Annotated in this window: 20 protein-coding genes; 6 read left to right on the plus strand and 14 right to left on the minus strand. The window is 66.2% G+C overall.

The genetic code is table 11. The features are described 5' to 3' along the window. Positions 1-21: 21 nt before the first annotated feature. From A5704_RS08950 to A5704_RS09020, 14 genes are all read right to left on the minus strand, one after another. Entirely contained in the window at positions 22-930 is a 909-nt protein-coding gene (locus tag A5704_RS08950) for an alpha/beta fold hydrolase (RefSeq protein WP_067760957.1), read from the minus strand. 64 nt (positions 931-994) lie between these two features. Further along, positions 995-1,753 carry an SDR family oxidoreductase gene (locus tag A5704_RS08955; RefSeq protein WP_067888589.1) on the minus strand — a complete coding sequence of 253 codons (759 nt, stop codon included), beginning with the start codon at positions 1,751-1,753 and terminating at the stop codon, positions 995-997. Positions 1,754-2,004: 251 nt separating this feature from the next. Further along, positions 2,005-3,474: an MFS transporter gene (locus A5704_RS08960; RefSeq protein ID WP_231968945.1), complete on the minus strand. Its 1,470-nt coding sequence runs from the start codon at positions 3,472-3,474 to the stop codon at positions 2,005-2,007. Positions 3,475-3,673: 199 nt separating this feature from the next. Continuing rightward, a complete protein-coding gene (locus tag A5704_RS08965; RefSeq protein WP_067888593.1) occupies positions 3,674-4,063 on the minus strand; it encodes a Rid family hydrolase in 390 nt (129 codons plus the stop codon). Positions 4,064-4,105: 42 nt separating this feature from the next. Beyond that, a complete protein-coding gene (locus A5704_RS08970; protein ID WP_231968950.1) occupies positions 4,106-5,035 on the minus strand; it encodes an NADP-dependent oxidoreductase in 930 nt (309 codons plus the stop codon). A 60-nt stretch (positions 5,036-5,095) separates the two neighbouring features. Next, positions 5,096-6,598, minus strand: a complete 1,503-nt coding sequence (locus A5704_RS08975) for an NAD(P)/FAD-dependent oxidoreductase (RefSeq protein ID WP_067888598.1) — start codon at positions 6,596-6,598, stop codon at positions 5,096-5,098. Beyond that, positions 6,595-7,122: a hypothetical protein gene (locus A5704_RS08980; RefSeq protein WP_231968952.1), complete on the minus strand. Its 528-nt coding sequence runs from the start codon at positions 7,120-7,122 to the stop codon at positions 6,595-6,597. The genes A5704_RS08975 and A5704_RS08980 overlap by 4 nt, the downstream gene beginning before the upstream one ends. 64 nt (positions 7,123-7,186) lie before the next feature. Then, complete coding sequence (locus tag A5704_RS08985; RefSeq protein ID WP_067888601.1) at positions 7,187-7,633, minus strand: cupin domain-containing protein; 447 nt, start codon at positions 7,631-7,633, stop codon at positions 7,187-7,189. 157 nt (positions 7,634-7,790) lie between these two features. After that, entirely contained in the window at positions 7,791-8,711 is a 921-nt protein-coding gene (locus A5704_RS08990; RefSeq protein WP_067888604.1) for an NADP-dependent oxidoreductase, read from the minus strand. A 461-nt stretch (positions 8,712-9,172) separates the two neighbouring features. After that, positions 9,173-10,225, minus strand: coding sequence for an alpha/beta hydrolase (locus tag A5704_RS09000; RefSeq protein ID WP_067888607.1), 1,053 nt, complete (start codon positions 10,223-10,225; stop codon positions 9,173-9,175). 410 nt (positions 10,226-10,635) lie between these two features. Further along, entirely contained in the window at positions 10,636-10,992 is a 357-nt protein-coding gene (locus A5704_RS09005) for a phosphoenolpyruvate carboxylase (RefSeq protein ID WP_231968947.1), read from the minus strand. 515 nt (positions 10,993-11,507) lie between these two features. Next, positions 11,508-11,834, minus strand: coding sequence for a protein UsfY (gene usfY / locus A5704_RS09010; RefSeq protein WP_369828440.1), 327 nt, complete (start codon positions 11,832-11,834; stop codon positions 11,508-11,510). 25 nt (positions 11,835-11,859) lie between these two features. Then, a complete protein-coding gene (locus tag A5704_RS09015; protein ID WP_067760981.1) occupies positions 11,860-12,240 on the minus strand; it encodes a hypothetical protein in 381 nt (126 codons plus the stop codon). Between the two features lie 183 nt (positions 12,241-12,423). After that, entirely contained in the window at positions 12,424-14,058 is a 1,635-nt protein-coding gene (locus tag A5704_RS09020; RefSeq protein ID WP_304442278.1) for a sigma-54-dependent Fis family transcriptional regulator, read from the minus strand. Positions 14,059-14,457: 399 nt separating this feature from the next. Between A5704_RS09020 and A5704_RS09025 the strand changes: the two genes are divergently transcribed. From A5704_RS09025 to A5704_RS27545, 6 genes are all read left to right on the plus strand, one after another. After that, positions 14,458-14,673 carry a hypothetical protein gene (locus A5704_RS09025; protein WP_067760986.1) on the plus strand — a complete coding sequence of 72 codons (216 nt, stop codon included), beginning with the start codon at positions 14,458-14,460 and terminating at the stop codon, positions 14,671-14,673. 179 nt (positions 14,674-14,852) lie between these two features. Beyond that, positions 14,853-17,648: an AAA family ATPase gene (locus A5704_RS09030; protein WP_067888608.1), complete on the plus strand. Its 2,796-nt coding sequence runs from the start codon at positions 14,853-14,855 to the stop codon at positions 17,646-17,648. Positions 17,649-17,734: 86 nt separating this feature from the next. After that, entirely contained in the window at positions 17,735-20,542 is a 2,808-nt protein-coding gene (locus tag A5704_RS09035; protein WP_067760990.1) for a LuxR family transcriptional regulator, read from the plus strand. Between the two features lie 1,549 nt (positions 20,543-22,091). After that, complete coding sequence (locus A5704_RS09040) at positions 22,092-24,365, plus strand: LuxR C-terminal-related transcriptional regulator (RefSeq protein WP_067888611.1); 2,274 nt, start codon at positions 22,092-22,094, stop codon at positions 24,363-24,365. A gap of 154 nt (positions 24,366-24,519) precedes the next feature. Then, the gene (locus A5704_RS09045; protein WP_067888614.1) at positions 24,520-25,758 is read left to right on the plus strand and encodes a thiolase family protein; all 1,239 of its coding nucleotides are present in this window, start codon (positions 24,520-24,522) and stop codon (positions 25,756-25,758) included. A 331-nt stretch (positions 25,759-26,089) separates the two neighbouring features. Next, positions 26,090-26,595, plus strand: a 506-nt coding sequence (locus A5704_RS27545) for an SIS domain-containing protein (RefSeq protein WP_156737575.1), incomplete at its 3' end; no start/stop codon positions are given.

The raw sequence follows: 26,595 nt of genomic DNA on the forward strand, positions 1-26,595 counted from the left end.
GCTACCCGGCGGCGGGGAGGGTCAGCCTTGCTCGTCCCAGATCTTGGTCAGGGTGGACAGGATCTCCTCGCCGCGGCCCAGGCCGCCGAGGTGGCTCTCGCCCGGCAGCACGATCAGCTCGCAGTCGGGCAGCAGGGACACGACGTGCTCGCCGTGCGCGAACGGCACGATGTGGTCGCTGTCGCCGTGCCACCAGCGGACCGGGACCTTGACCTCGTCGAGCCGGAATCCCCAGTCCTGGGTGAACAGGATGATGTCGTTGAACGGGGCCGCCAGTTGCTTGCGGCTGCCGTTGAGCAGGTCGTCGAGGAACATGGCGCCGAACTCCGGCCGGGTCAACAGGCGCCGGTCGCCCTCGGGCGATATCGCGGCGTAGAGCAGCAGCCCGGGGTTCGCGACCGGTCGAATCATCCGGATGACCAGACTCGCGCCGATCCGCAGGGGATCGCCGCCCAGCTTCAGCAGGGGCGCCATCCGCTTGCCCAGGTTCATCAGCCCGCTGGTGATGCCCTCGTCGCCGAGGAAGGGCGCGACGCCGCCGAGGATGCCGGCCGCCACGACGCGATCGGAGAGCACGGCGGCGGCCGCCAGCGCGTAGGGGCCGCCGCCGGACAGGCCGATGACGGCCATCTTGTCGATGCCCAGCGTGTCGGCGATGGTGCCCAGGTCGTCGGCGAAGGCCCGGATATTCGGATAGCGGTGGGGCGTCGAGGAGCCGGTTCCGGGACGGTCCAAGCCGATCAGGCGGATGTGATGGTTCTCGGCGTAGACGCGCGCCTCTACCGGGATCTGCCGGCGGGCGCCGGGCGTTCCGTGGAACCAGAACATCGCGCGCCCCTGCGGGTCGCCGAATTCGGCGAAGCCGATCTGGCGGTCCTCCCCGACGGCAATGTTTCCTTCGAGCTTCGGGCGGGCGATCTCGATGACCATGCCAGCAGCCTCGCATGTGACGGGCCGTTTACGAAATGCTCACGGCTCCGGCGTTGAGCGGCCGCTAAGCGCGGCGGCCGGAGCGGGCGTCGATCCAGTCGGAGTATCGGGTGGCAAAGATCGTGGCGTTCTCGTCGGTTGCGAGGGTGCGATCGTCGATAAGGGCTCCGAAGTATGGCGCCCGGACGCCAGTCACGACCCTACGGTGATCACCAATTGCCGCAAGGCCCGCGCGGACGAAGTCGTCCATCCCCATCGCTTCTGGTCCCGCGATCTCCCGCACACCGTTGAGGGGTGGCCCGGCAGCGACGTCGGCCACGGCGGTGGCGACATCGTCGGCCGCGATAGGACGGAACAAGGCGGGTGGCAGCCTGACGATGTCTCCGTCCGTCGCGGAATCGGCTAAGCCAACCGCGAATTCGTAGAACGGCGTTGCCCGCACGATCGAATAGGGCCGGCCCGAATCCTTGATCAGATTTTCCTGAGCCGCTTTCGCGGTGTTGTAGCCGCTATCCGGCATGATCTGCGCGCCTACTACGGACAACGCGACATGGTGTTCCACTCCCGCGTCATGTTCAGCGGCAAGAAGATTCGTCGTCGTGGTTGTGAAGAAATGCATCACGGGCTCATCGTCGAACAACGGTGAATCGGCGACGTCGACCACGACGTCCGCACCGGCGACCGCGTTGGCGAGGCCTTCACCGGTGAGCGAGTCGACACCCGATCGGCGTGAGGCGGCGAGCACGTCGTGCCCCTGCGCGCTGAGCTTCGACGCCACTTTCGAGCCGATCAGCCCACGCCCTCCAATGACTACGATCTTCATGATGAACCTTTCAGTCGTCTGACTTGTCGGGTGGTCGAGGGCGCAGAAGCGCCGGTGATGACTTTCTTGGCCTCAAATGCATTCGGGGCGCCTTGCTGGTTCTCCAGGGAGCGATAATCCCGCCCGGTTGTGGACGTACCTGATCATGAAGCGGTCCGGGGTGAGTTGTCATCGCCCCAACCACTCTTTCACCCGGGTGAGTAGCGCGCCGCCGTGAACCGACGCGTGGATTGCGTTGATCGGGTGGACGATTACTGAGGCGGAGGTGACTCGGTCGCGGCCGAGGGGCTACCGGGCAGCGCGGGTTGCACCCCCGGCCGGTCACGGCACAGCGCCGCGATGTCGCAGGGCACCGGTTGGCTTCCGGCAACGGGGTTGGTGATCCACAGTGCGGAGCACAACGCGCCCAGGGCGAACAGCGCTGCGCTCACCTGTAACACGTGGGCGAATCCGGAGGCGCTCGCCGTCCCGACGCTGATCAGACCGATAGTCCCGATCGACGTCAGCGCGGCCAGCCGTGAGACGCCGTTGTTGATGGCTGACGCCAGGCCACTGTGTTCGATTGGCACCGAGGCCAGCGTCAGCGCCGTCAATGGCGTGATCGTCGCGACCAGCCCGAGGGCCAGCACGATCATCCCGGGAAGCAGGTCGGTAATCGCATGGAATCCATCAGGTTTCGGGCGGACCAGCAGCAGCCCGATCCCCGCCAGGGCGGGCCCTGCAATCAGGAACGCGCGTGGTCCCACCCGTGCGGCGATGCGGCCGACATGACGGGCGAATACGAACGACAACACCGGGATCGGCAGGGTGGCCAGGCCGGCGGCGGTGGCTGAGTAGCGGCCGATTTCTTGGGTGTAGAGCGTGATGGCCAGCGACCCCAGCGTCAACGCACCGTAGACGAACGCGGTGACGAGGTTGGCGGCGGCGAAGTTGCGAAAGGCGAACAGCGGCAACGGAAGCATCGGGCGCCTACTGCGGCGTTGCCAACCCACGAAGCCGGCCAGTGCGGTAATCCCGACCACGGTCGGTGCGATCACCGACGGGTCGGACCAGCCGTCGCGTTGCGATTCGATCAACGCATAGACGGTGGCGCCCAACCCTAGCGACGATAGGACCACCCCGGCGGTATCTACCTGAGCGCCTTCGACGCGCCCCGACATCGGGCACAGCCAGAAGGTCAGCGCATACCCGACCGCCATGGGGATCGCTGACAACACGAAAATCCAACGCCAGCCCAGCCAATCGACGCACATTCCGCCCAGCAGCGGGCCCAACGCGAAGGCGATTCCCGTCCACCCGGTCCAGACACCGATCGCTGCGGACTGGTGTGCTTTGTCGAACACCGTGTTGATCAGCGCCACCGAGCCCGGAACGAGAAATGCCGCACCCAGACCCTGGATGAGGCGCGCGGTGATCAGCATCGCCGGTGAGGTGGCAGCCGCCGCCAACACCGAGCCCGCCCCGAACGCCAACAGCCCGAACCTCATCACCGGAACGCGGCCGAACATGTCCGAAATGGACCCGCCGGGGAGGATCGCGGCCGCCGTGGCCAATAGGTAGCCATCGACGATCCATTGCTGCAACACCAAGCCGCCGCCGAGGTCGTGTTCGATGGCCGGCAATGCCAGGTTTATCACCGTGGAGTCGAGGAAGGCGACCATCGACACCATCACCGCGACCACCATCGCACGGCTGGTCGGTGCCGCGTCGCGCAACGTCACTGTCGGCGCCGTCCGGGTTGTGACGATGAGTGGTGATCCGGGATGTTAGTAAGGCTTGCACCGGCGTAATCGCCGTTCATGGTTGTCCTCCTTCACCTTTCGTTCCCGCCCATTCGTGCGTGTTCAACACGCGGGGGGAAGACGTTTGCGAAAGCGGGTGCTGGTCAGCAATGCGCCGGTGGAGAGGCCGGGTTATCGCTCACGCCGGCAGGATGGCGATGACTTCGACTTCCACGCGGATGTTGGGCCACACCAACCCGTCGATGATGGCGAACATGGCGGCGGGTTCGTGGCGAATGATCTCTTTGCTCACCGCCAGGTATGCAGACGCGTTGTCACGGCGGGTGATCCATTGGCGCATGTAGACGATGTCGGTGAGCTTGGCGCCGGCCTTGCCGAGCGCACTTTCGACGTTGGCCCAGCACTGCCGGGCTTCGTCGATGAAGTCCTCGGGCAGAGTGCCGTCTTCGCGCACCCCGGGCGTACCGGAGACGAAAATCTGCGTGCCGCCACCGGATACGGTGAGAGCATCGGCGTATTCGCCGATGTGATCGGCCACTCCGGTGCGGATCCTGGCAATAATGGTCATCTCGCGACTCCTTCTTCGTGTGAGGTCTTTTCGGCTGACTGGTTAGACGTCGGGCGTGATGACCACTCCGCTGCACTCGCGCCCGGCGACAACATGTGCAAGTGCGTCCGCGGCCTGATCCAGGGGGATGGAACGCGGGCTCGGCATGTTCAACCGGTGGGAACCGAGCAACGCGGTCAGGCGATCGAGTTGAGCGCCGTCGGAACGGACGTAAACCGCGATGACCTTGATGCCACGGGTGGACGCGGGCGGGCCGGGGGTGATAGTGGCCAGCCGGCCACCGTCGGCAAGCGCGGACATCGCCGCAGTAGCACCCGCGGGGGCAGCGTTGGCGACGGCGGCGATGGAGCCTTTCGCCAATGCCCTGGCTCGCTCTGGCCACGTCGGGTCGCGGTAGTCGATCACTTCGCGGGCGCCGTACCCGCGAACGCGGTCCGCGCTGCCGGGGCCGGCGGTGGCTAGCACGTCGACCCCACGCAGGGCTGCCAGCTGGACGATGAGCCCGCCGGTGATTCCACCCGCGCCGTTGACGAGCAACGTCTCCCCACTGTGCACGGCCAACGCCTCGCTGACCACCTGTTCGGCCGTCAACGCCGGCACCGGAAAGATCGCCGCGGTCTCCCATGAAACCTCGGGCGGTTTGTGCGCGAGCGATCCAACGGGTGCGATCACAAGCGGCGCCCACGTGCCTTGGTCGCGTAGCGGCACGGGATGGCACAGCACCGCATCGCCCACACTGAATCCGCCCGGGTCCGCGCCAACGGCCTTGACGATTCCGGCAGCCTCGACGCCGAGCGCTAGCGGAGGACGCGTGGCAACGTCCCAGCCACCGGTGCGAACGATGTTGTCCCAGTTGCCAACACCGGCACCGCGAACGTCGATGAGTACTTCGTCGGCTGACAACGGCCGCGGCTCCTCCACCTCGAACGTCTCCACGTTGCCACCGAACGCGCGCACCCCGGCTACGAGCATGGTCACGGCGAAACGACCGGCCGGGCGTAGGTCATTGTGTCTCCCTCAACAATCGTCGTCTCAACCGCTCTGATGAATAAGGCGTCTCGCGTGGCCAATGTTCTGCATTCGTGGCGACCCACTTGCCGGTAACGGGGCAAGTTCGGACTCTTGGGCCAGCAACAGATCCCAGACCTGATTGATCGTCGGGTGTGGCGCGACGGCGTGGCGCAGCAGGCCTACCGGAATCTTCGCGACGATAGCCAGGGTGGCCGCTTGAACCAGTTCCGAGAATTCCGGGCCGACAAATGTCGCTCCGAGCAGTGTGTCGGTCTCGGCATCGATGACCAATTTCGCCCATCCTTGGAAGCCATCTCTGAATAGGGCCAGGAATGACAGTGCACCTGGGTACCGGGCAGTTCGCGTCCGCACCACGAATCCTTCTGCGAGGGATTGGCTTTCGGTGCGCCCCGCCTTGACCACTTGAGGCTCGGTGAAGATGACTTGTGCAAGGCTTCCCGCATCGCGGGCCGCCAGCTCGTGGGCCCCCAGTTCGCGGCCCGCGGCCCGGGCCGCGATGATCTCTGCCACGAGATGGCCGTGGTAGGTGGAGATGTGTGACAGCCGAGCGCGCCCGGTGGTGTCGCCCAGGGCGTAGAGCCAGTCGCCTGTGACGCCGACCGCCTGGAGATGGTCGTCAACGGATACGAACCCGCCCCGTGGCAGGCCAACGGTTTCCAGTCCGATGTCCTCGGTGTTGCTGCGCCGTCCGGCGGCCAGGACGACCTCGTCTACCTCGATGGTCTGGCGGCCGAAGGTTGCGGTGACGAGGCCACCGGACCGCGGGCGGGCTACCGCCGACAACTCCGTCTCAAAGTGAACCGTCACGCCTTTGCTTCGCAGTGACTGCGCAACCAAGTCGCGGGCTTCTGGTTCGCAGCCGGGCAGCAGAGCGTTTCCACGTACCAGAAGTGTTACCGCAGAGCCCAAACCGGTCAGGATAGTCGCGAACTCCACACCGACGGGCCCACCACCCACCACCAGTGCGCGGGGTGGCACTTCTGTCATGGTGGTCAAGTCCCGATTCGTCCATGGGCGTGCTTGGGTCAGCCCAGGTATCCCCGGCACGTTGGGACGAGTGCCGGTGGCCAGAACGACCGCGTGGCGTGCCTCCAAGACGGCTTCGGTGTTATCGGCACGCTCTACGCGCACAGTTCGTTGGCCGCTCAGCCGGCCGAATCCATGGAACACCGATACACCGGCTTGCCGCAGTGAGGCCACTCGGTCTTGGTCCGAGAGGTGCTCGATGATCGCGTCGCGTTTCGCGAAAACGGCAGCAACGTCCGGTCGATCGCCCGAAACAATCTCGCGCACGCCAGGAACCGCCTTTGCGAGGTTGAGCACCTCGATCGGGCGAAGCAGTGTTTTGCTCGGGTTGCACCCCCAGTAATGGCACTCCCCAGCGACCAGACGATCCTCGACGAGCGCTACCGAAAGGCCCGTGGAAGCAAGCTTCCGGACCGCGGCCACACCGCCGACCCCGCCACCCACCACGATCACGTCGAAGTCCGTGCCGGCCTTCATCTGCCGCCACTTCCGATGATCGGCGGCGTTGGCCGGCCGCGGCGCAACTCGTCGGCATGCTTCGAGTTGGCGGATTCGCTACGGCGCACGCGGTGTGTGCGGTCGGTGCGTGGGCGCGAAGCCGGGCCAAGTATCGCGTAGGCTGCGGCAGCGCTCGCGGCGGAGAAGACACTGTAGCTGAGCGGTGATTCCAGGCCGAGGGAGATGGCCATCGTGGTTCCAAATATTACGAGCATCAGGCACGTTGCGGCGCCGACGAGGTTCGGCCGCCAGCCGGCCAGAAGCAAGATTCCGAGCGCCGTTTCGGCGGCGGTTGCGGCCCACACGATGACGGTCAACAGCCAGCCGGATGCAAACGGAACAAGCTGATGGGCGTAGTCACCGAAAGCACTCATGCTTCCCCAGCTACCCTGCCCCAACGGCTCCCACCAGCCGAATCGGTCGGCAACAGCGGACAGAAAGGCCGCGGCAAGCGACAAGCGCATTGCCATCCGGACAACCCGGATGGCGCTTGGCGTGGGCATCAACGGCTCCCGCTCAGTCGTAATCTGTTCCAAGATGATGTCTTTCAATTCGTCGGTGACGTCGCTACCGCGGCGGCTCGCTTTCGGTGGTGTCATCCGTCGTGAGCGGGCCGTCTCCGGTATCGACCAGGAAAACTGCCAGCAATTCGGCAGGTTCGGTGGCGCTGGCATTTTCGCTGACCGTGTGGTGCGCGCCCGGGAGTTCCCGCCAGGTCTCACCGGCGTGATACACACGAGCGGGTTCACCTTCGACTTGGCTGCGGATCTCTCCGGAGATCACGTAGGCCATGATGAACGCCGATTTCGCGTGGTGGTGCGCGCCGCTTTTTGCGCCCGGCGGATAGCTGACGGCCACTGCTTCAAGAGACTTGCCGGGAACATTTGTAGGCTGGTTGAAAACTGTTTGCACAACCGGGTTCTGGCCCGAACTCTCCTGCCCAGGCCCGGCTTGGGCCGCAGGCGCGAGCGTCACCGCAACCGACAGTCCGGCGAGTGCTACCTTCAGAGCCATTCTTGGCCGCCTTCCTTTGGGATGTCCCAAGTGCATGCGAAGTCTGCTGTGCACCAACGGGTTGCACGAATCGAAGCGGTAGGCAAACCGTCCCCCGGTAGCCAGCGAAGATACGAGATGAAGTGCGGCTGCAGGTCGACCGATCACCGGAGGTTCCTCAGTCTTCCGCGACCCGCAGGACCGTCTTGCCAGGGATGCGCTTGTCGTTCGCGAATGCGGCGGCGGCTTCGGCGAGCGGTAGCACGGCACCCACTACGGGTTTGAGGCGTCCGTCCCGTACTCGCGCGGCAAGCGCGGCGAGCTGAGCTCGATCGGCTTCGACGAGGAAGAATACTCCGCGCCCATCGCGCGGCAGGATCTTTGGCGGCTCGGCGACGGTGACGAGCGTTCCGCCGGCCCGCACCAGAGCCGCCGAGCGGGCCAGAATGTCGCCACCGATCACGTCGAACACCACGTCGACTTCACCCGCGTCCTCTAGGTTTTCGGAGTCCAGGTCGAGGAAGGTGTGGACTCCGAGATCCGCCGCGCGGCCTCGATCTGCGGTCCGGCCGGTGCCGATGACGCGGGCACCGACCTCGCGAGCGAGCTGAACCGCGATCGACCCGACCCCACCCGCTGCGCCGTGGATCAGAACCGTTTGGCCGGCGACCAGGCGGCCGTGGTCGAACAGGCCCTGCCAGGCGGCCAAGCCAGAGATCGGCAGCGCAGCGGCCACCGTATGGTCGATGTCGATGGGCAGCGGAGCGAGGTTGCGGGCTTCCACGGCGGTGTACTCGGCCAGCGAGCCGTTGCGGGCCCAGTCGGCAAGCCCGAAGACCCGCTGACCGACGCTCAAAAGAGTCGTGCCGTAGCCTAACTCGACCACTACGCCCGACAACTCGTGTCCCGGCACGCTTGGTGTCCGGTCATGACCCGCGCGGTCGATCCAAGTGTGCGGCCAGTCGAGCTCCCCGCGTGTGAAACCGGCTGCGTGCACCCGCACGACGACGTCGTTGTCGGCCGCCTGAGGGTAGGGAAGGTCCGTTAGCGCCAGACCCCCGACACCGGCATCACGATCTCGAACAGCGATGGCTTGCATTACATTTCCTTTCTGATTTCGGTTGGTGTCGTCAGGTCAGCCGCTGGTTGCGGTTGTACGCTCACGAGCTCAAGCCCTAGGTCACGGACCCGGTCGAGGAGCCCGAAAAGCTGTGACTGATCGTGGATTTCACCAGTGAACACGGAGTCGGTCGCGCCGGCCTCGAGGCGCATCCCGTCTAACGCGGACCCCAGTCGCTCGGTCACGCGACCGCGGATGCAGATCCGGTACATCGTCCGCTGCACTGAACCCTCCGCTCGTCAGCTGCTGAAGAATCAGCGTTCACCGACGCAGGGTGAGCCGTCATCACCCGGCGAGCTGATTCACCCGGGTGAGCACCGAGGCGTCATCGGGAGGCGGCGACACAGCTCTGGTCCTCGTCGGCGTCCCCGAGGGCAGCATCGCCGACACCGCGTAGCGCCCTAGTCGCCAACAGCTTCGATAACCTCGGCGTCGCCCGGTCATCCGGTCGCTGCGCGGACATAGTCGCCGATTTGGCGCAGCGAGCGCGTCGCTTCGGGAATCATCGGCGCGGCGAATTGGAACACGTGGATTTGGCCCGGCCATACCTTTACCTCCGCGGGCACGCCGGCGGTGGCTAGTCGTTGCGCAGCCACCTGCGCGTCGTGCAGCAACACCTCGGAACCGGATACATGGATCAACATGGGCGGCAGCCCGGGTTGGATGTGATCAAGCGGCTCGTATAGGCAGTCGGCACGCCCGTCGGCGTCGCGGCGTCCTGCGGCGCGGGTGATCAAACCATGGAAGGCGTCGAACGCTCTGGGGGGGAACATCGCATCCGAACCGATGTTGGGGTGGCGCGCTTTGGGCTTTGCGGTCAGCTGCAGCAGCGGTGACATCGTTACCAGCGCCGCCGGCCGCTCACCGCATTCCAGCAGGCGTTGAGCCAGCGTTAGCGCCAGATAGCCGCCGGCGGAATCGCCCGCCAGCACGATCTGGCTGGGCGCAAAACCTTTTCGGCGCAGCCAACGGTAGCCGTCGTGGCAGTCGTCGACCGCATCGCTGATCGAGTGCTTGGGAAGCTTGCGGTAGTTGGGCACCAGCATAGGCGCGTCGGCGAACCTCGACAGCGTGCTCACCAATCGGCCGTGCGAGTGGGCACCGCAGGTGAGGAACGCCCCTCCATGCAGATAGAGCACGACCCGGCGGGTGCCGTCGGCCGGGGGCACACCCCCGGCGCGGATAAGCTGCGCGGTGCAGTCCGCCAGCGCGACGCCGGCGCGCACCGTGCCAAGTGGCGGCGCGATGCCGCGAGCGGCGAATTCGACGGCGCCCCAGGGCCATGGCGCCGAGGGCAGATGGCTGCCCACGCTCAAGGTCGGCCGGATCGTCAGCCGGGCGCTCAACGAAGCGATGCGCGCGGCCACGCTAGGACCCTCCTGGATGACGTCCACGACGGCGTTCGCGCGGACCGGCAGCCGTCGAGCTTTGTGTGCCCGGGCTGCTCCCAGGCCGGGGGATGCTGGGTCTGACGCGGCGGCGGGTGCGCTCATGTGAATTGTTCCGCGCGCTCACCCAGTTGAACCGGCGCCGAGCCGGGTCCCGGGTTGGTCGTGCCGAGTCTGGTTGACGCTCGATGAGCATGCTGGGCATAAGTGCGCACCCTGGCGGTCAGCGAATCTGGGTGATTCGCTTAAGTTTTGGCCTGCGCCTCCGCATAACGGACATTGTTGGCCGGCGGTAGCCGCCTGATGGTCACGGCGCGCCCATACGGCCGCTCGTCCCAGCGCCAACGCCTTATGGCGCCGCCTAACCCCGTAGGCGATCGTCGCGGCCGCGACCGAGGATCCCGCGCAAACCATGGCGGCGACGCCGAAATCCAGCAGCTGACCATTGATGAGCATGAGGACCGCGTAATCTCCGGCCGCAAAAGCCACAAACAGGGCGGCACTGCGTAATCGGGTCATGGCGCCAGCCCGTCGAGTCCGATCGAGCGGACGGCAAAGATGCTGCGCAGGTATCCGGTAGGACGCCCGCATGTGGTGCAAATCGGATGGGTGCCGCACCGGGATGCCACCTCGCGTTTGTCGCCGACGTACGTCGCCATCGCCCATTGCACGGTGGCCAGGCAGGCTTGACAAAGCGTCTCGATGAGGTCGCCGTCTGGGGTTAGCCCCAGCTGGTCACATCCATCGACGGCGTGTATCTCGGCGACTGCCACCGCCGGCGCACCGCACGCGATGCCGGTCGACACCCCCTGGGCACTGCAGATGGGCTGCAGCGCGTGAAGTTGATCTTCGATCGCCGGTACGGTGTCCATCGCGGCATCTGCCTTCCGATGCGCCCACCGCCGGGCGGACGCGGCAGCGTCCCGGATTCGGTGCGGCAGCCACGGTGCTCGCGCGGCGCCGGAGGCGTATTGAGCACGCGGCCGTTTGAATTGGCGATGGTTCATCTGGCTTTCTCCAATTCGGCGATGGGTTTCGCGGTGGCTAACGCAGCAAGGCGGTCGTCCGCCGTCGCGACCCGTTTCGCGCTTGTGCGGCTTCGAACGCAGATCGGATAAATTGCCTGTTCCACGGATCCCCGGCTGCGATCTGTTAGGCCAGCATTCATTGAGGTGGGATGAGTGGACATCACCCCGCAAACTGATTCACCCGGGCGATTCGGTGAGTATCGCGAGCAGCGGACGCATAATCGATTTCGCGATTGCGCCAGTGGTGATTACGAAAGAAGAACCCGAAAACGGGTCGTGGGCGTTTCAGTCATTATCAGAAATACGAAATATGTTGCAGTGCAACACGATATAGTTGTGCGGGGCGCTCGGCTGTGTGATCAGCGAGAGCGCGGGCGCGTGCGACTACCTGGGTGCGCGACGTCCCACTGCGCATCGATGCGGGTCACCCGGCGGTCCTCAATGACGAGCCACAGCGCTCCAGCGGCCGCGCCGAGGACGGCGATGAGCACCGTGGTGGAAAGCCATTCGTAATGTCGATACGCGGCCGCTGCCGCCGTGCCGATCAGGCCGAACATCGCTACGACCAGCAGGATCAACCCCGGCCAGAGGAAGTTGTCCTTCATCGCGATACCCGCGTGCGGTTGTGTGGTCCGGGAGTGATCCGTCGGATCGTCATGCGTGTCTCCCATCACGGCTCCCTCCATAGTCGGACGAGATCGAAATATTTGGTCAGGTCGAAGCGGCGCCGTCGCGGATGAGCAGCTCGGGCAGCGTAATGGCCCCGATCGTTGTCACCAGCCACACCACGACCGTCGTGGCCAGCCAGGATGCCACGCCGGCAATGGTGAGCCCGTGCGTCACGACCGACCCGATGAACAACGCGAAGATCGTCAATGCCAATCCGGTGCCACCAAGAAACAGGGACGCATAAGGGTGGGGCAACTTCAACATCCACAGGGACAGGACCGCCTGCGATACCGCGAACACCACTACGGCGCCGACGAACCCCGATGCCGACAACGAAACCGCGGGAACGATCCAGGCCGCAATCAACAATCCGGTCGCCCACGATGCCAGCAGCACCACTGCCCGCAGCAGGACTTGCCTCATGGCGTTACTCGTAGGTCGAAAGGCTCTGACTGGGCGAACAACGACGATGACGCCGGCCGAACACACTGCCAGCAACCGGGATCGATATCGGGACCGTCGTCAACTCTTGTTGCCATGGGGCACATCCTGGCGATAGGCAGGGTGAGTTGTCATCGTCCGGGCCGCGATTCACCCGGGTGATCCCTATGCGATGCCGTAGTCGTTTATCTTGCGGTAGATCGTCGCCCGCGACATTCCCAGGGCGCGGGCCGCCTCCTGCTTGTTGTTGCCGTTGTCCTGCAGGCTACGGACGATCGCGTCGCGCTCGAGGGCTTCCATCTGGGTCAGCTTCCGCCGGGTGACCGAGCGGCACTCCGGCGGCAACTTGTCGGCGCCGACAACGCCCGAGCGCTGGCGGGCAACGGTCTCGGTCAGAACTCGTCGCAGCTGCGCGACATTGCCCGGCCACGGCAGCCTGCTGAGGTGGCGCATAGCGTCGGGGGCAAGCTCCACATCAGCGCCCCGGGTGATCTCGCGCAACAACAACGGCACGAGTTCTCCCAAGTCGTCAATCCTGTGTCGCAGTGCCGGCACCGAGACGCTCTGGGGGAACAGCGGCAGCAGCTGCTTGACGGGTGCCGAAGGCGGTGCGGAACTTCGGGTCGCCGCGATCCATCCCCGGCCTGCGCGCGTGGCCAGGATCGAGATGATCGATTCGAGTGTGTCAGTGTCGACCTCGTCCACATCGGCGATGACCACTGCGAAGTCCTCATCGCCGGACTCAGCCGCCAGCTCGGCGACGAAGCGCGCTGCGCTCCGAAATTCCCCCGCACGCATCACCCGGACGATTCGACCGGGTTTCACATGCTCTCCCACCGCCTGGGCCAGCCGCGCCCGGCCGGATCCTTTCTCGCCTTCGACCAACACCCAGTCTCCGTCGCGGCAGCACTGCTCCACCTGCTGGCAGCAGCGCAGCCAGGCGCCATCGTGCCCGGCCAACCCAGGGATGTGCGTGCCCGCCGAACGGGCGATCTGCGGGCGCTGGGCGCTTGTCTGGGACGAAAGGTCAACGTGGAAAACGACATTGGTCCGGCCACCGTGTACCGTCGAGCGGTCGGCGGCAGTGATTTTTGCGATGCGCCCGCTTGGCAGAACGGCCAGCGCCGTACCGGACAGCATGGAGCTGAGCATGTCCGACGCGTGTTCGAGTAGCGTCGTCTGCTCGTTGCCGTCCAGCGCCCGGCGCAGATACGGGTTCATCAACACCACATCGCCACCAATCGCGAGCACACCGCTCGAAGATCGCCGTGTCTGCTGCAGATACGCCTCCAACAGCGCGGTCTCACCCTCGTGAGCCACCACCCGCATGCGATCCTCGATTTGACGACCGGCACTGGTAGCCAGCGCGAGCAACAGTGGACGCGATTCGTCGGCCAGACAACTCAGATTGACGGCTCCGATTACCCTGCGCGTTATCGGATCCCGGATCGGCGACCCCGCGCACGCGAAACCGCTGAACATGGCGACGTAGTGCTCGCCACCGCGGATGAAGACGGGCCGCCCGGTCTCCAGCGCAGTGCCGATCCCGTTGGTGCCCGCCACCTCTTCCGCCAAGCTATAGCCCGGTATGAGGCTCACCGCGTCCAATGCGTTGAGGATGGACACTTCTGGGGCGGCCCGTTCGACCACCACCCCGTCGGTTGAAGTCAGGACGACGCTCACGGCTTGCGCAGCCAGGTCGTCGGTGACGCGCCGCAGAACCGGCGCGGCCGCACGCACCAACCGCGAGCCCGTATCGGGTTCACGCACATACGGGAGCTCGACCCGGTCGGGGTGCACGCGGAGGGTCTGCGACCGACGCCAGGAATCCAGAACGCTTGGGGGCAAGGTCTCCCCCTCCAAGGACCCCTCACACAAAAATCGTTCCCGCATCCGGCGAACGTCGGTTTGTACGTCGCCCCACAAGCTCATCGACGCATGGACCTCGCTCCCCGACCGAGAGGTACAGCCGCCCCCAATATCGGTGTCTCAGTTTGAGACGCGCAACCCTGCTCGGATTGAGACGCTCAGTATACGCCCGCGCCGGTGTCATGGATCACGTCAGCTAATGCATCGGACGGATCGGAAGAGTGACGGTGAAGCACCAACGGCACGCGGGCGTCGAACGCGACGGCGGCCCGGTCGTCAGGTGATCCACGCCTGCGATTCCCTCCCGATCCAGCGAAAAGGCGTGGAGAAATGACTATCTATCAGCTAACCGATCGCCTGCACGACGGCCGCACCGTACGCGTCCAGGCAGACCAAATCTCCGAGACGGTGGCCTCATGGCTGGCCGAGTTGGGCGCCTGCAGTCCATTGGTGGAGTTGCTCAGCGCAGCCGTGCACAACGGCGACTGGCCCGCAACGCACGAGATTGCCGATTACCTTTCGGTCGAAGTTCAGGTGGCAGCATGAGATCGGGCCGGGAGGCAGGGCGGGCTTTCGAGACCCACAATCCCGATCGCGGCCAGTCACAGCGGATGGCGCGCAATAACACGTCTACACTGGTTACCAGCGCTAATGGTGGCGACAACTGTGGATACAACGGGGAGGTCTTCCGCCCACCCGCTTCCCGCTGGGGGGCGGCGGTTGGTGTGAGCATCGCCAGGGCGTCGGGGAACGTGCGCATACCGCCGATTCGTGGTCGTGCGGGCGAGCTGAAGGTGATCGACGCCCTAGTCGCGGCGCTGGCCCGGGGGCGCGGGGGCGTTCTGGTCATCGAGGGGCCGCCGGGCATCGGGAAGAGCCGCTTGTTGACCGAGGTCCTGGCGCTCGGCGAAAAGGCCGGGGTTCGGGCACTATTCGGCGAAGCGTTTGAATACCAGCAGACGGTGCCGTTTTTCTCGCTGTTCATGGCGACCCTGCGCGCGGATCCACCTGTCGGTGATGCGGAGGCGTTGCGTCGCTTGGGCACGTCGGCCGATCTCCGCTACTGGGTGGTGCGCGATCTGCAAGCCGCCATACATACCGCGGCGTCCCGAATACCCTTGGCCATCGTCCTCGAGGACATCCACTGGGCAGACAACGCGACCCTGCTGGCGCTGCGGTCGCTGGCCGCGACACGACCCGATGCGCCCGTGCTGTGGGTGCTCACCGCGCGAACCGGCGCCGGCGGACCGGCCGTTCGCGAGACGCTGAGCGTGCTGGAACGCGAGGATGCCGCGTTCCTGCGGTTGACGCCCGTCACACCGAGCGCGGTAGCCGACATTGTGCAAGACGCCGTGCGAGCCAACGCGGATACGTCACTACTCAATCTGGCCGACAAGGCGCACGGCAATCCGTTCCTGCTCACGGAGCTGCTGCGGGGACTGGACGAGGACGGCCGGCTCGATGTCAGCGGCGGCCGCGCGGTTGCCGCCGGAGACACGCTGCCCCGCAGGCTCAGCGACACCATGCAGCAACGGCTCGACCAGCTCTCCACCGCTGCGAGCCAAGTGGTACAGGTAGCCGCGGTGCTGCCGGACCGGTTCTCGGCCCGGCTGCTCGCCGCGATGCTGGAACGCCGACCCACCGCCCTGGTATCGGCGATTGAAGAGGCCGTCCGGGCCGATCTACTCGTCGAAGACGGCGATCAGATGAGGTTTCGTCACGATCTGCTGCGCGAAGCGACACGGCAATCTTTGCCCCAGTCGCTGCGCCGGGCGATGGAGCGACAATCGGCAACCATCATGCTGGAGATGGGAGCGGCGCCCGAGGAGGTCGCAACCCAGCTCGCCCGCAGCGCCGAGGTGGGCGATCAAGCCGCGATCGTCGCCCTGCGCCAGGCCGCACAGTCGGTGGCCAACAGCGATCCGGGCGCCGCGTCGGATTTGAGCATGCGCGCGTTGGAGCTCCAGCCCCCCCAAGACCCCGAACGTGAGCCACTCGTGACAGAAACGATCGTGCTGCTTAATCGGGCCACCCGCTACGAGGAGGCACAACGGTTGGCCAGCACCACCCTGTCCGCCGCGCTGACGCCGGAAGAAGAGGCCAAGATTCGCCTCCGGCTCCCGACGGTAACCACAGAAGCGACAACGCGACACATCGAAGAGAATCTCCGCGCGCTTCAGCTGCCCGACCTCAGCGACGTCACCCAGGCACGACATCGGGGATGGCTGGCGTACAACCTGGCAATGTACGGCCAACACGGACAAGACACCGCGGCAGCCAACGACGCGGCGGCCGCCGCCGCGGCCGCCGGCGATCCCGAATCGAGCATTCTGTCCGGAGTGGCACTTGCCTGCCTCGAGTGCGCGAACGGATACGCGGGCCGCGCTTTACACCGCGTCGAGGAACTTCAAGCCCTGACCCCCGCCGGCGATATGACCGCTCATCACCTCGCGGCAATCCACCTGGCAAACCTGCTTGCCGTGGTCGGACGGTTGGATGATGCCTCGGCGCTGGTGGCGAGCCGCACGGAGAAATCCCGGAAGGAACGCGACGGCATGGGGCTGCACATCTGGGCCCTGACGGCGGGACAGGTACACGTCGCGGCGGGCCGGTTGTCGGATGCCCGCGCCGCCCTCGAGGGGCTGCCAGCGCCGGAGCGAACGGGGTCGACCTTCGTCGACGCGAGGCGCATGTTGATCCTTGCGGAAGTGGCGGCGCGCACCGATGACCGAACGTTGTTGCTGGAGACGGTGAGCTATGCGCGCGACGCGTACTCCAACGGTTCAGTCGCCGTACGTCGAGGGGCCGCGGGGGTGCTAGGGCTACTGGCGTGGCAGCGCGACGACGTTCATGAGGCGGTGCGCTGGCTCGGCGGCGATATCTCGATACTCGTGACACCGTTCTTGCCTACCGTCTTGGATCAGCTGGCCTTGACCGCGCGAGCAGCGTCAGCCGCCGGTGACGCCGGCCTGCGAGCGCGTCTCCTGGACGCTGTCGACGTGCTCGAACGCGAGCGGCCCGGGGTCCGGGTGTTCTCCATAGTCGCCCAACACATCCGGGGGATCCTCGAGCGCGATGCCGATGCCCTGGTGACGGCGGCCGGCGCGCTCCACTCCTGTTCGCGGCCGTTGCTTTACGCAAGCGCGGCCGAGGACGCCGGTGCCGAGCTGAGTCGCGCACAGCGTAACGCTGAGGCGCTCGACCAGCTGAACGCGGCATTCGACACCTACATCGCGTGCGAAGCGATTGTCGATGCCCGCCGGGTCGGCCGCGCGCTGCGCCGGCTGGGCGTGGAACGCCGCATCGTCGCCCAGACTCGGGCGAAAACGGGCTGGGACAGCCTCACCGACTCCGAACTCAAGGTCGTCAACCTCATCGCACAGGGCGCGACCAACCGCTCCGTCGCGCAGCAAATCCACCTGTCCCCCCACACGGTCAAGACCCACGTCCACAACGCATTCGCCAAACTGGGCATCACCTCGCGCGCCCAATTGGCGCAGCTCATGCGCGGCGCCGATTGATCGACAGCAAACCGGGCAGCTGATGCGCGGGCCTACAATGACGTGCACTGCAATGACAGTCCGGTAAACGGTAGACAGGACGCCCCATGGGGCCTTCAACCGGCCTTTCTGATGTCGGCGGTCAGCCGCTGGTCACTCCGCCGATCCGGGGGCGGGCGGCCGAGCTGGAACTGATCCGCGCGCTGGTCACCGCGGCGGCCCAGGGAACCGGGGGTGTGCTGGTCATCGAGGGACCGCCCGGCATCGGCAAGAGTCGGTTGCTCACCGAAGTGTTCGCGCTGGCCGACGGGTGCGGGGCGCGCACCTTGTTCGGGGAGGCGTTCGAGTATCAGCAGGCGGTGCCGTTTTTCTCGCTGTTCATGGCCACGTTGAACGCCGATCCCCCGGTCGGCGATCTAGAGGCGCTGCGCCGGCTGGGCAGCTCGGCCGACCTGCGCTACTGGGTGGTGCACGATCTGGCCGAAGCGATTCATGCGGCGGCCGCGGAGACCCCCCTGGTGATCGTGTTGGAGGACATCCACTGGGCCGACAACGGCACGGCGTTGGCGCTGCGGTCGCTCGCCACAGGACACCCGGAAATGCCCGTCTTGTGGGTATTGACCGCCCGCACCGGGGCGGGCGGGCCCGCGGTACAGGAAACCTTGTCGGTGCTGGGCCGCGCGAACGCCACATTCCTGCGATTGGCGGCCATGACGCCGGACGCCGTCGCCGACATGGTGTGTGATGCGGTGCGGGCGAGGGCGGCGGCGCCGCTATTGGAGCTGGCCGCCAAGGCGCACGGAAATCCGTTTCTGGTCACCGAGCTGGTCGGGGGACTGGGCGAGGAGGGCCGGCTCAATCTCTCCGGTGGCCGCGCGATGGTCACCGGCGACGGACTGCCGCGGCGTCTGGGCGCAACCATGCACCAGCGGCTGGAGATGCTCTCCGACGACGCTTCCGAGCTTGTGCGAGTGGCCGCGGTGCTGCCCGACCGGTTTTCGGCTGCCCTGCTGGCCGCGATGCTGGAACGGTCGCCGGCGTCGCTGCTGTCGGCGGTGGAGGAGGCGGTGCGCGCGGATCTGCTCGTGGAAGATGGTGAGCGGCTGAGGTTTCGGCATGACCTGCTGCGTGAGGCCACCCGGCAGTCGTTGCCGCAGTCGCTGCGGCGGGCAATGGAGCGCCAATCGGCGTCGGTCATGCTGGGCATGGGAGCGGCCCCCGCCGAGGTGGCCACCCAAATCGCGAGAAGCGCGGAGCCCGGGGACAAGGAGGCGGTTGGCGCGCTGCGCCAGGCCGCTCAGTCGGTGGGCCGCGGCGATGCGAGTGCGGCCGCGGACCTGTGCAAGCGTGCGTTGGAGCTGTTGTCCGCCGACGACTCTGAGCACGGGTCGCTGGTTGCCGAAACGGTGGAGCTGCTCAACCGGGCCAGCCGCTACGACGAGGCCGAAGAAGTGGCCGTGACGGCGCTCTCGGCGGCGGCGTCGCCGGAAGAGGAGGCCGAGATTCGCCTCCGCCTCCCGACGATCAATACGCACAGTGCCCAGCGGCGGGTGGAGGAGAATCGGCGAGCGCTGCAGCTCGGCGGCATCAGCGAGGTCACCAGGGCGCGACATCTGGCCTCGCTGGCCTACAACCTGCTGTTCGATCAGCGGGGGCAACAGCGCGCGGCCGCCGACGAGGCCGCCGCGGCCGCGGCGGCGACCGGTGATCTCGAGTCGAAGATCGTGGCCGATGTGACCCTCGCCTGTCTCGACTGTGGGGACGGGTATGCGGGCCGTGCCCTGCGCCACCTCGAGGAGGCGTGCACGCTCGCCCGCGCGAGTGATGCGACGGCGGCCCACGACTTGCTCGCAGCGCACCACGCCAACCTGCTGGCGGTGGCCGGTCGGTTGGACGACGCGGCAGCCAAGATCGCCGACGGAATAGAGCAAGCCACCCGGGAGCGCAACGCGATGGCCCTCGATATTTGGGCCGATATCGACGCGTGGGTCCATCTCGCCGCGGGCCGGTTGTCCGCAGCTCGCGCCGCGGCTGAATCCGTGCCGCGCCGACAGCCGACAGGCGCGACCGACCTGGGTATGGTCCGCGTGGCGCTTCTGGCCGCAGTGGCGGTGCATACCGATGACCGAAACTTGTTGCAACAGACGGCCAATGATGCGCGTGACGCGTACCCCACCGGCGCATCGATGGTTCGTCGGGCGGCGGCGCAGGTGCTCGCGCTCGCGGCGTGGCAGCGCGACGATGTCCACGACGCGATGCGTTGGCTCGGCGATATCGCGCTACTCGGGACGCCACTCACGCCTGAGGTCCTAGATCTGGTGATCTTGGGTGCGCGGGTGGCGTCGGCGGCCGGTGATGCCGGCTTGCGCGCGAGGGTCCTGCAAGCCACCGAGGCGCTGGAGCGTGAGCGACCACCGGTGCCGGTCTTCGCGGGGGTCGCCGGATACGTCCGCGGGATCCTCGAGCGTGATGCCGACGCACTGGTGGCTGCCGCGGAATTGCTTCGCTCGTCTTCGCGGCCGCTTCTCTACGCGGGCGCGGCCGAGGACGCCGGGGCCGAGCTGAGTCGCGCACAGCGCGACGCGGAGGCGCTCGACCAGCTGAACGCGGCATTCGACACCTACATCGCGTGCGAAGCGATTGTCGATGCCCGCCGGGTCGGCCGCGCGCTGCGCCGGCTGGGCGTGGAACGCCGCATCGTCGCCCAGACTCGGGCCAAAACGGGCTGGGACAGCCTCACCGACTCCGAACTCAAGGTCGTCAACCTCATCGCACAGGGCGCGACCAACCGCTCCGTCGCGCAGCAACTCCACCTGTCCCCCCACACGGTCAAGACCCACGTCCACAACGCATTCGCCAAACTGGGCATCACCTCGCGCGCCCAATTGGCGCAGCTCATGCGCGGCACTGATTGACCCATACGTCAAATACGGGCCCCGCCTGGCCTATTCGTCACCCGTCGCCTGCACCGGCCTAGTACTAGCCCCATCCGGCCCTAAACATCAATCCTCGGGCGATGGTTTTGCGCCGCCCCCGCGACGACCGTAGTAATCGACAACTATCAGGCTTCACCCGAGGGAAAGAGCGAACCATGTTGAACGCGGCGCTAGGAATCCTGGCGATGGTGCCAGTGGCGTTCGGCCTCGCTGGGTACGCGATGGTGTCCCGATGACCTATGGTCACGTGAGCTCGCCGAACAGCAAGCGGGACTCTACATCTCGATGCGCATGCAAGCCGCGCTAGCTGACGGGCGACGTCGATCGCCGGCCCCCAACCGCACAGTTACGACGAGCGATTGCACCGGCGCCATCAACTCCGCCATCGCCGTCGGCGGCCCGGCTCTCGCGGCTGGGAGCCAGGTGAGTCGGCTGGCAGCGTCCGACGCCGTTGCCGGGGGCACCGACCATGGCCGTTCTGGAGCGTGCGGCCCCGGCGCGTCGGCGCCGCCGGAAAATCCGCTGGGCGACGAGTTTCGCTTCGGCCGTAGCGATCCGGCTTCTCTCGCGTCACCCGTCGACATCGAGGAGCGAGCGTCGTGACCCGGCTTGGCACCGGAACCGCCCTGCCCAAAGGCTTCGCGGGCGGTTACGCGTCGTCGGCTATATGACCGTTCGGCGGGCTGGGGCTGCGCGAGGGCGTCCCGGCCCGCCGAATTCCATGTGCACACGATGTTCCTTTGACACCCGAGAGTTCCTGGCCGGCAATGACTCTGGCCGTGCCAACCGCTGCGATCTTGCTGCAACTCGTTCGCCAAGGCGGCATCCGCCCCCTGCCCAGTCGGCGCAGCTCATCCGCCGCCCGCATTGACCAGTCGGTCAATTATCACGGTCACTAGCTATACACCGACCCTGCCCTAAACATCACCCGCCGGGTGATGGTGACGGCGTCTTCGCGCTGCCAACGTAGTGATTGGAAACGGCAACGGAAAGCAATGACACAGAGGAATTGCGAAAAGCGGTGATGAGCAAGGTCTTGGCATGTTGATGGCGATCCCGGTGGTGTTCAACGTCGGTGGCTGGGTGTTGTGAACCGAGGGCCATGTGCGTGTGACCGACGTCGACGGGCCGCCACGGCGTCTCACTTTGAGACGCTCGATCACCTCACGTTGAGACGCTCACCATCCGCTCGCCGCGGTGTCATGAGTTGCGGGAGCCACCCGACCGATGGGAATAGAGGGGAAATACGGTGAGCGGGCAGAGCGTGAGCACGGCACATGCGAACATCCTTGAGCCGCTGGCGGCACGGGCATCCGCCAGCACAAACGGGCACCGCCGGCGTGCGCCGGAGGTAATCGAGGGGAGCGAATCTGATTCAATAAGGTCACCGCGAATGCCGGACCGAACGAGCCCGCCCGAACCTGCAGAGAACAACTGGGATGCCCAGACGCCAGCGCCCGGCCACGGCGCTTCACCGCCGAGTTTTCCTGCCCGGCTGCTGGGTTCAACGCATGCTCGGAGTTCGGGCGTGACCGGCTCAGCTGGACCCAGCGACAACAGCGTCGGAGAAGCCGCCGCGCGAGCGGTGCTGCTCGCCACCAAGCTGCACGTCCCCGCCATCGGAGCCCAGCTTGTTCACCGAGCCGCCCTGTTGGACATGCTGTCGACGGAACGCCGCAAGCTGACCCTATTGAGCGCGCCGGCCGGCTGGGGCAAGACGACAATTCTGGCGCAGTGGGCACTGGCTGCGGGTAAGGATCAGCGGTTCGGCTGGCTGTCGCTCGATGCCTCCGACAACGACCCGGTGTGGTTTTGGATGTACGTGATCGCCGCGCTGCAGAAGGTCAGTCCCGGCGTGGGGGTTCGCGCGGTCGAACTCCTCGCGATGGGCGCCGACCCAGTGCAGGTCGTACTGCCCACCCTGCTCAACGATCTCGACACGATTGACGGCTCGATGGTGCTCATTCTGGATGACTACCACCTGGTCGTGAGTCGACCGGTTCATGAGCAGCTGGCATTCTTCATCAGCCGGTTGCCGGCGAATCTGCACTTGGTGCTGGCCACCCGATCGGATCCCTTGCTGCCGTTGGCGCGTCTCAGGGCCTGCGGGGACCTTGCCGAGCTGCGAACCGAGGATTTACGTTTCGGCGCCAGTGAGGCGGACCATCTGCTGAACGACGTCCTGGGTCTGGGCTTGGCCCACGCCGATATTCAGCTGTTGCACCGGCGCACCGAGGGGTGGGCGGCCGGTCTCTACCTCGCCGGCCTCTCGCTTGCCGGACGCGCCAATACCGCCGCGTTCATCAAGACATTCGCCGGGGACAACCGTCATATCGTCGACTACTTGATGGCCGAGGTGCTCGATGGTCAGCCGCCGCAGATGCGCAGTTTTCTGCTACGCACCTCGGTCTTGGGACGGCTCAACGGCGCGCTGTGCGACGCGGTGCTCGAAACGTCCGGCTCGGCCTCGGTCTTGGAGACGATCGAACGCGAAAACCTCTTTTTGGTTCCGCTGGACACGGCGCGTCACTGGTACCGCTATCACCAGTTGTTCGCAGAGCTGTTGCGCACCGAGTTGCGGCGCAGCGAGCCCGATCTCGTGGCCGATCTGCACCGGCGAGCCGCGGCCTGGTTCGAGACCGAGGGACTCATCGATGAGGCGGTGCGCCACTTGGTCGCCGGCGGCGACATCGAGCGCAGCGCCGATCTCATCGCCGAGGACTGGGTCGACGAAATCAACGGGGGCGGCGTGTCGACCGTGTCCGGCTTGCTTGATCTGCTCCCTGAGGAGACCGTTTTGCGGGATCCGCGTCTGAGCCTGGCTCGCGCCTGGATCGCCCTGAGCGTTGGTCAACTCGATGACGCGGCCGAGTGGATCGAGGCCGTCGAAACCCGAGCCACGGTCGACACCGCAGACCCTGGCGTGGTCGGCGCTCAAGTCGTCGTGTTGCGCGCGGTTCACGCCTTCAAGACGGCAGAGGTCGCCACGGCGCTCGAGATGTCTCGCCGGGCGATCACCCTCGATCTCGCCGAAGCGCCGATAGGCCGATCGAGCGCCTACTGCACCTATGGAGCGGCGCTGTATTTCTCGGGCAGCATCAAAGAAGCACAGGCCGCCTTCGAGCGGGCGGTGAAGCTGGCCGAGAAATTGGGCGATCGTCGCGCCCGCGTCGACGCGTTGGGCTACCTGGCGCTGATTTCGGCCGAACAGGGTCACATCGCAGACGCCGAACGGCAGATCCGCCGGGCTTCCGGCAGCTCACGCGACCTGGCGGATGCGGAACACCTCGTGAACGTGATGGTGTCGCTTGCTACGGCCGAGGTCCTCCGCATGCGCGGTGACGCGGTTGCGGCGGTGGCCGCCGCCGACATGGCCGTCATGTCGGCCCGCCAAGGCGGAGCAATCCTGGAGGTGGCCAAGGCGCTGCTGGCCAGAGCGGAGATCTTCAGAGATCACGGCGACCACCAGATGGCAGAGGCCATCCTCGACGAGGTCGGTACCCTGCTGCGCGATTGCGCGGACGCCGGCGTCGGCTCGGCGTTGCTCGCGTCAGGCGGGCGAAGTGCCGGCGCCCCAGCGGCTTCGCGCAACGAGGGGCACCCGGTCGACGAGGAACTGACCCCCAAGGAGCTCGAGGTTCTTCGGCTGCTCGCCACCCGGTTATCGCGGCGTGAGATCGGTGCGCGGCTTTACGTTTCGCTCAATACCGTGAAGACCCACCAGCGCGCCCTGTACCGCAAGCTCCGCGTCGAGCACCGCAGCGCGGCGGTCAGCCGGGCGCGAGAACTCGGCCTCCTGTAGCACGAATCGTCGTATCTGAGAACGCCTCGCGTTAATCACCCGGGCGAACCGGCGGTTGGGTGATGACGGCTCACCCCACGCGGGCGCAGCCTCATAGAGGAGCAAAGGTCGGGTCAGATGGCCTTGCCGACCCGACGCGTTCGAAAGGTGGGCGATGACTGAGGCTTACGTTTTGGGGGGCGTACGAACGCCGTTCACCCGCTATGGCGGCACACTGTCGGGCATTCGCGCCGATGACTTGCTGGGTATGACCATGAAGGGCGCCTGCGACCGGGTGGGTGTGCCGCTCGACGCGGTGGAAGACATCGTGGCGGGTTGCGTGAACCCCGCTCACGAGGGCATGGGCGACGTCGCCCGGTGGGCGGCGTTGGCGGCCGGATTTCCCGACACCGCGGCCGGGTCCACCGTGAACAGATTTTGTGGATCGTCACTGAGCGCGGCGGTGACCATCAGCCACGCGATCAAGGCCGGCGACCTCGGGTTGGGTATCGCCTGTGGAGTCGAGTCGATGTCCCGATCGGGGTGGGCGCTGATGAAGGGCGATGCCGCGTTCAGTCCCCGAGGTCCGGTTCTGATGCTTGACACCATGTGGAGCGGCGCTGGAGGTCCGCCCAACCCGGTGCTGCTGGCCCGCAACGCCTACATCAGCATGATCGAGACCGCGCAGAATGTCGCCGACCGCTACTCGCTGAACCGCGAGGAGATCGACGCGTTCGCAGTGCGATCCCAGCAACGCGCGAAGGCCGCCCGGGATCGGGGTCGGCTGGCCAAAGAGATTATGCCCGTGACGATTCCGGCGACCAAGAAGACACCCGCCCGGCTGGCGGAACACGATGAGTTCATCCGCGACGACACGGCCGCCGCGGCGCTCGCGGCCTTACCGGCCCAGCCGGGCACGACCCAAATGACGGCGGCGAACTCCTCGCCGTTAAGTGATGGCGCCAGTGCCGTCGTCATCGCTTCCGGACAGCGAGCCAGCGAACTGGGCATCGAGCCCTTAGCCAGAGTGGCATCCAGTGCGGTCTACGGCATCGACCCCCTCATCATGGGCGTGGCACCTGCCTGGGCGATCCCGGCCGCGATCCGCCGGGCGGGACTTTCTCCCGACCAGATCGACGTGTGGGAGGTGCACGAGGCGTTTAGCGCCCAGGCGCTCGGCGTACTGCGCGAATTGCCAAACCAGCTGGATGGTTTCGTGGTCCCCGACGACAAGCTGACGCCCAATGGTGGCGCTGTCGCCATCGGACATCCCTTCGGGGCCACAGGAACTCGCTATTTGCTGACGCTGGCGATCGAATTGCGTGAGCGAGGCGCCCGTTATGGGGTTATCGGTGTCTGTATCGGCTCGGGCCAGGCGGTAGCAGTCGTTCTCGAAAATGTTGACGCGGAGTAGAAGACGGATTGCGCGTGACACAGCGGCGGTCAGCGTACGGAGCCGGTGCCGCACGCCGATTGTCCACAACAGATTTCTAGGCCACCCCAATCGCGAGAGCACGCCACCGCCACTCGGCGATATCGCCGGTCGTCTTCACCCGGGTGAATCGGTTTCGAGGGTGATGCCATCTCACCCGCCCCGGCAGCAGGCTCATAGTCGACGAAGCGTTGCGGATCCTTTCCGCGCAGACGCCCGCCCACCAGCAGAGCTGCTGCGTCTCGCCGGCGGGGTCGCAGGACACGTGGGCTAACCAGAACCACGACGGACAACCAAGAAGGGGCACTGACCGGTGAACCCCAGAACAGCACGGCTGCTTTGCGGTGGACAGTTGCCGCGTCCGCGGCTCGCGAGTCTGGCCGCCCTTCACGTCGACGCCAGGGCTCAAGCCCGATCATTTCTCGACTTCGATCGGGTACCGATCTCGCTGGGCCTATACCCGTCGGTTCGCGATCACGGGCACCGCATCATCCTCACCGGTATAGGCGCATCGCAATTGGCGGCCCTGGCGAGCTGGCGGCGGCTCGGTGCGGCCGGCAGGGCCGCGTGGTGGATCGATACGGAACATCTTCTAGAGAATCCGCGGCCGGTCACCTCCGACTCGCTGCTGGTCGTCACATCGCCGTCGGGGTCGAGCAGGCATGCACGCGCTTTGACCAACGAGCTCGGCCGGACCGTGAGACCAGCAGCGATGATCGCGATCACCGATGACCCGGCCAGTCCCCTTGCCGCGGTTGCCGACTGTGAGGTTCTGCTGCGTAGCGGTGCATCGAGCAGCCCGAAAGGGTTTCTGAACGC

Source organism: Mycobacterium sp. E735 (genome assembly GCF_001666955.1).
Classification (GTDB): Bacteria; Actinomycetota; Actinomycetes; order Mycobacteriales; family Mycobacteriaceae; genus Mycobacterium.

What these genes read in the sequence shown, in the direction of transcription:
- A5704_RS08950 (WP_067760957.1), bottom strand. Translation starts at nt 930, where the DNA reads ATGGTCATCGAGATCGCCCGCCCGAAGCTCGAAGGAAACATTGCCGTC.
- A5704_RS08955 (WP_067888589.1), bottom strand. Translation starts at nt 1,753, where the DNA reads ATGAAGATCGTAGTCATTGGAGGGCGTGGGCTGATCGGCTCGAAAGTG.
- A5704_RS08965 (WP_067888593.1), bottom strand. Translation starts at nt 4,063, where the DNA reads ATGACCATTATTGCCAGGATCCGCACCGGAGTGGCCGATCACATCGGC.
- A5704_RS08970 (WP_231968950.1), bottom strand. Translation starts at nt 5,035, where the DNA reads ATGCTCGTAGCCGGGGTGCGCGCGTTCGGTGGCAACGTGGAGACGTTC.
- A5704_RS08975 (WP_067888598.1), bottom strand. Translation starts at nt 6,598, where the DNA reads ATGAAGGCCGGCACGGACTTCGACGTGATCGTGGTGGGTGGCGGGGTC.
- A5704_RS08980 (WP_231968952.1), bottom strand. Translation starts at nt 7,122, where the DNA reads ATGCCCACGCCAAGCGCCATCCGGGTTGTCCGGATGGCAATGCGCTTG.
- A5704_RS08985 (WP_067888601.1), bottom strand. Translation starts at nt 7,633, where the DNA reads ATGGCTCTGAAGGTAGCACTCGCCGGACTGTCGGTTGCGGTGACGCTC.
- A5704_RS08990 (WP_067888604.1), bottom strand. Translation starts at nt 8,711, where the DNA reads ATGCAAGCCATCGCTGTTCGAGATCGTGATGCCGGTGTCGGGGGTCTG.
- A5704_RS09000 (WP_067888607.1), bottom strand. Translation starts at nt 10,225, where the DNA reads ATGAGCGCACCCGCCGCCGCGTCAGACCCAGCATCCCCCGGCCTGGGA.
- A5704_RS09005 (WP_231968947.1), bottom strand. Translation starts at nt 10,992, where the DNA reads ATGGACACCGTACCGGCGATCGAAGATCAACTTCACGCGCTGCAGCCC.
- usfY (WP_369828440.1), bottom strand. Translation starts at nt 11,834, where the DNA reads ATGGAGGGAGCCGTGATGGGAGACACGCATGACGATCCGACGGATCAC.
- A5704_RS09015 (WP_067760981.1), bottom strand. Translation starts at nt 12,240, where the DNA reads ATGAGGCAAGTCCTGCTGCGGGCAGTGGTGCTGCTGGCATCGTGGGCG.
- A5704_RS09025 (WP_067760986.1), top strand. Translation starts at nt 14,458, where the DNA reads ATGACTATCTATCAGCTAACCGATCGCCTGCACGACGGCCGCACCGTA.
- A5704_RS09035 (WP_067760990.1), top strand. Translation starts at nt 17,735, where the DNA reads ATGGGGCCTTCAACCGGCCTTTCTGATGTCGGCGGTCAGCCGCTGGTC.
- A5704_RS09045 (WP_067888614.1), top strand. Translation starts at nt 24,520, where the DNA reads ATGACTGAGGCTTACGTTTTGGGGGGCGTACGAACGCCGTTCACCCGC.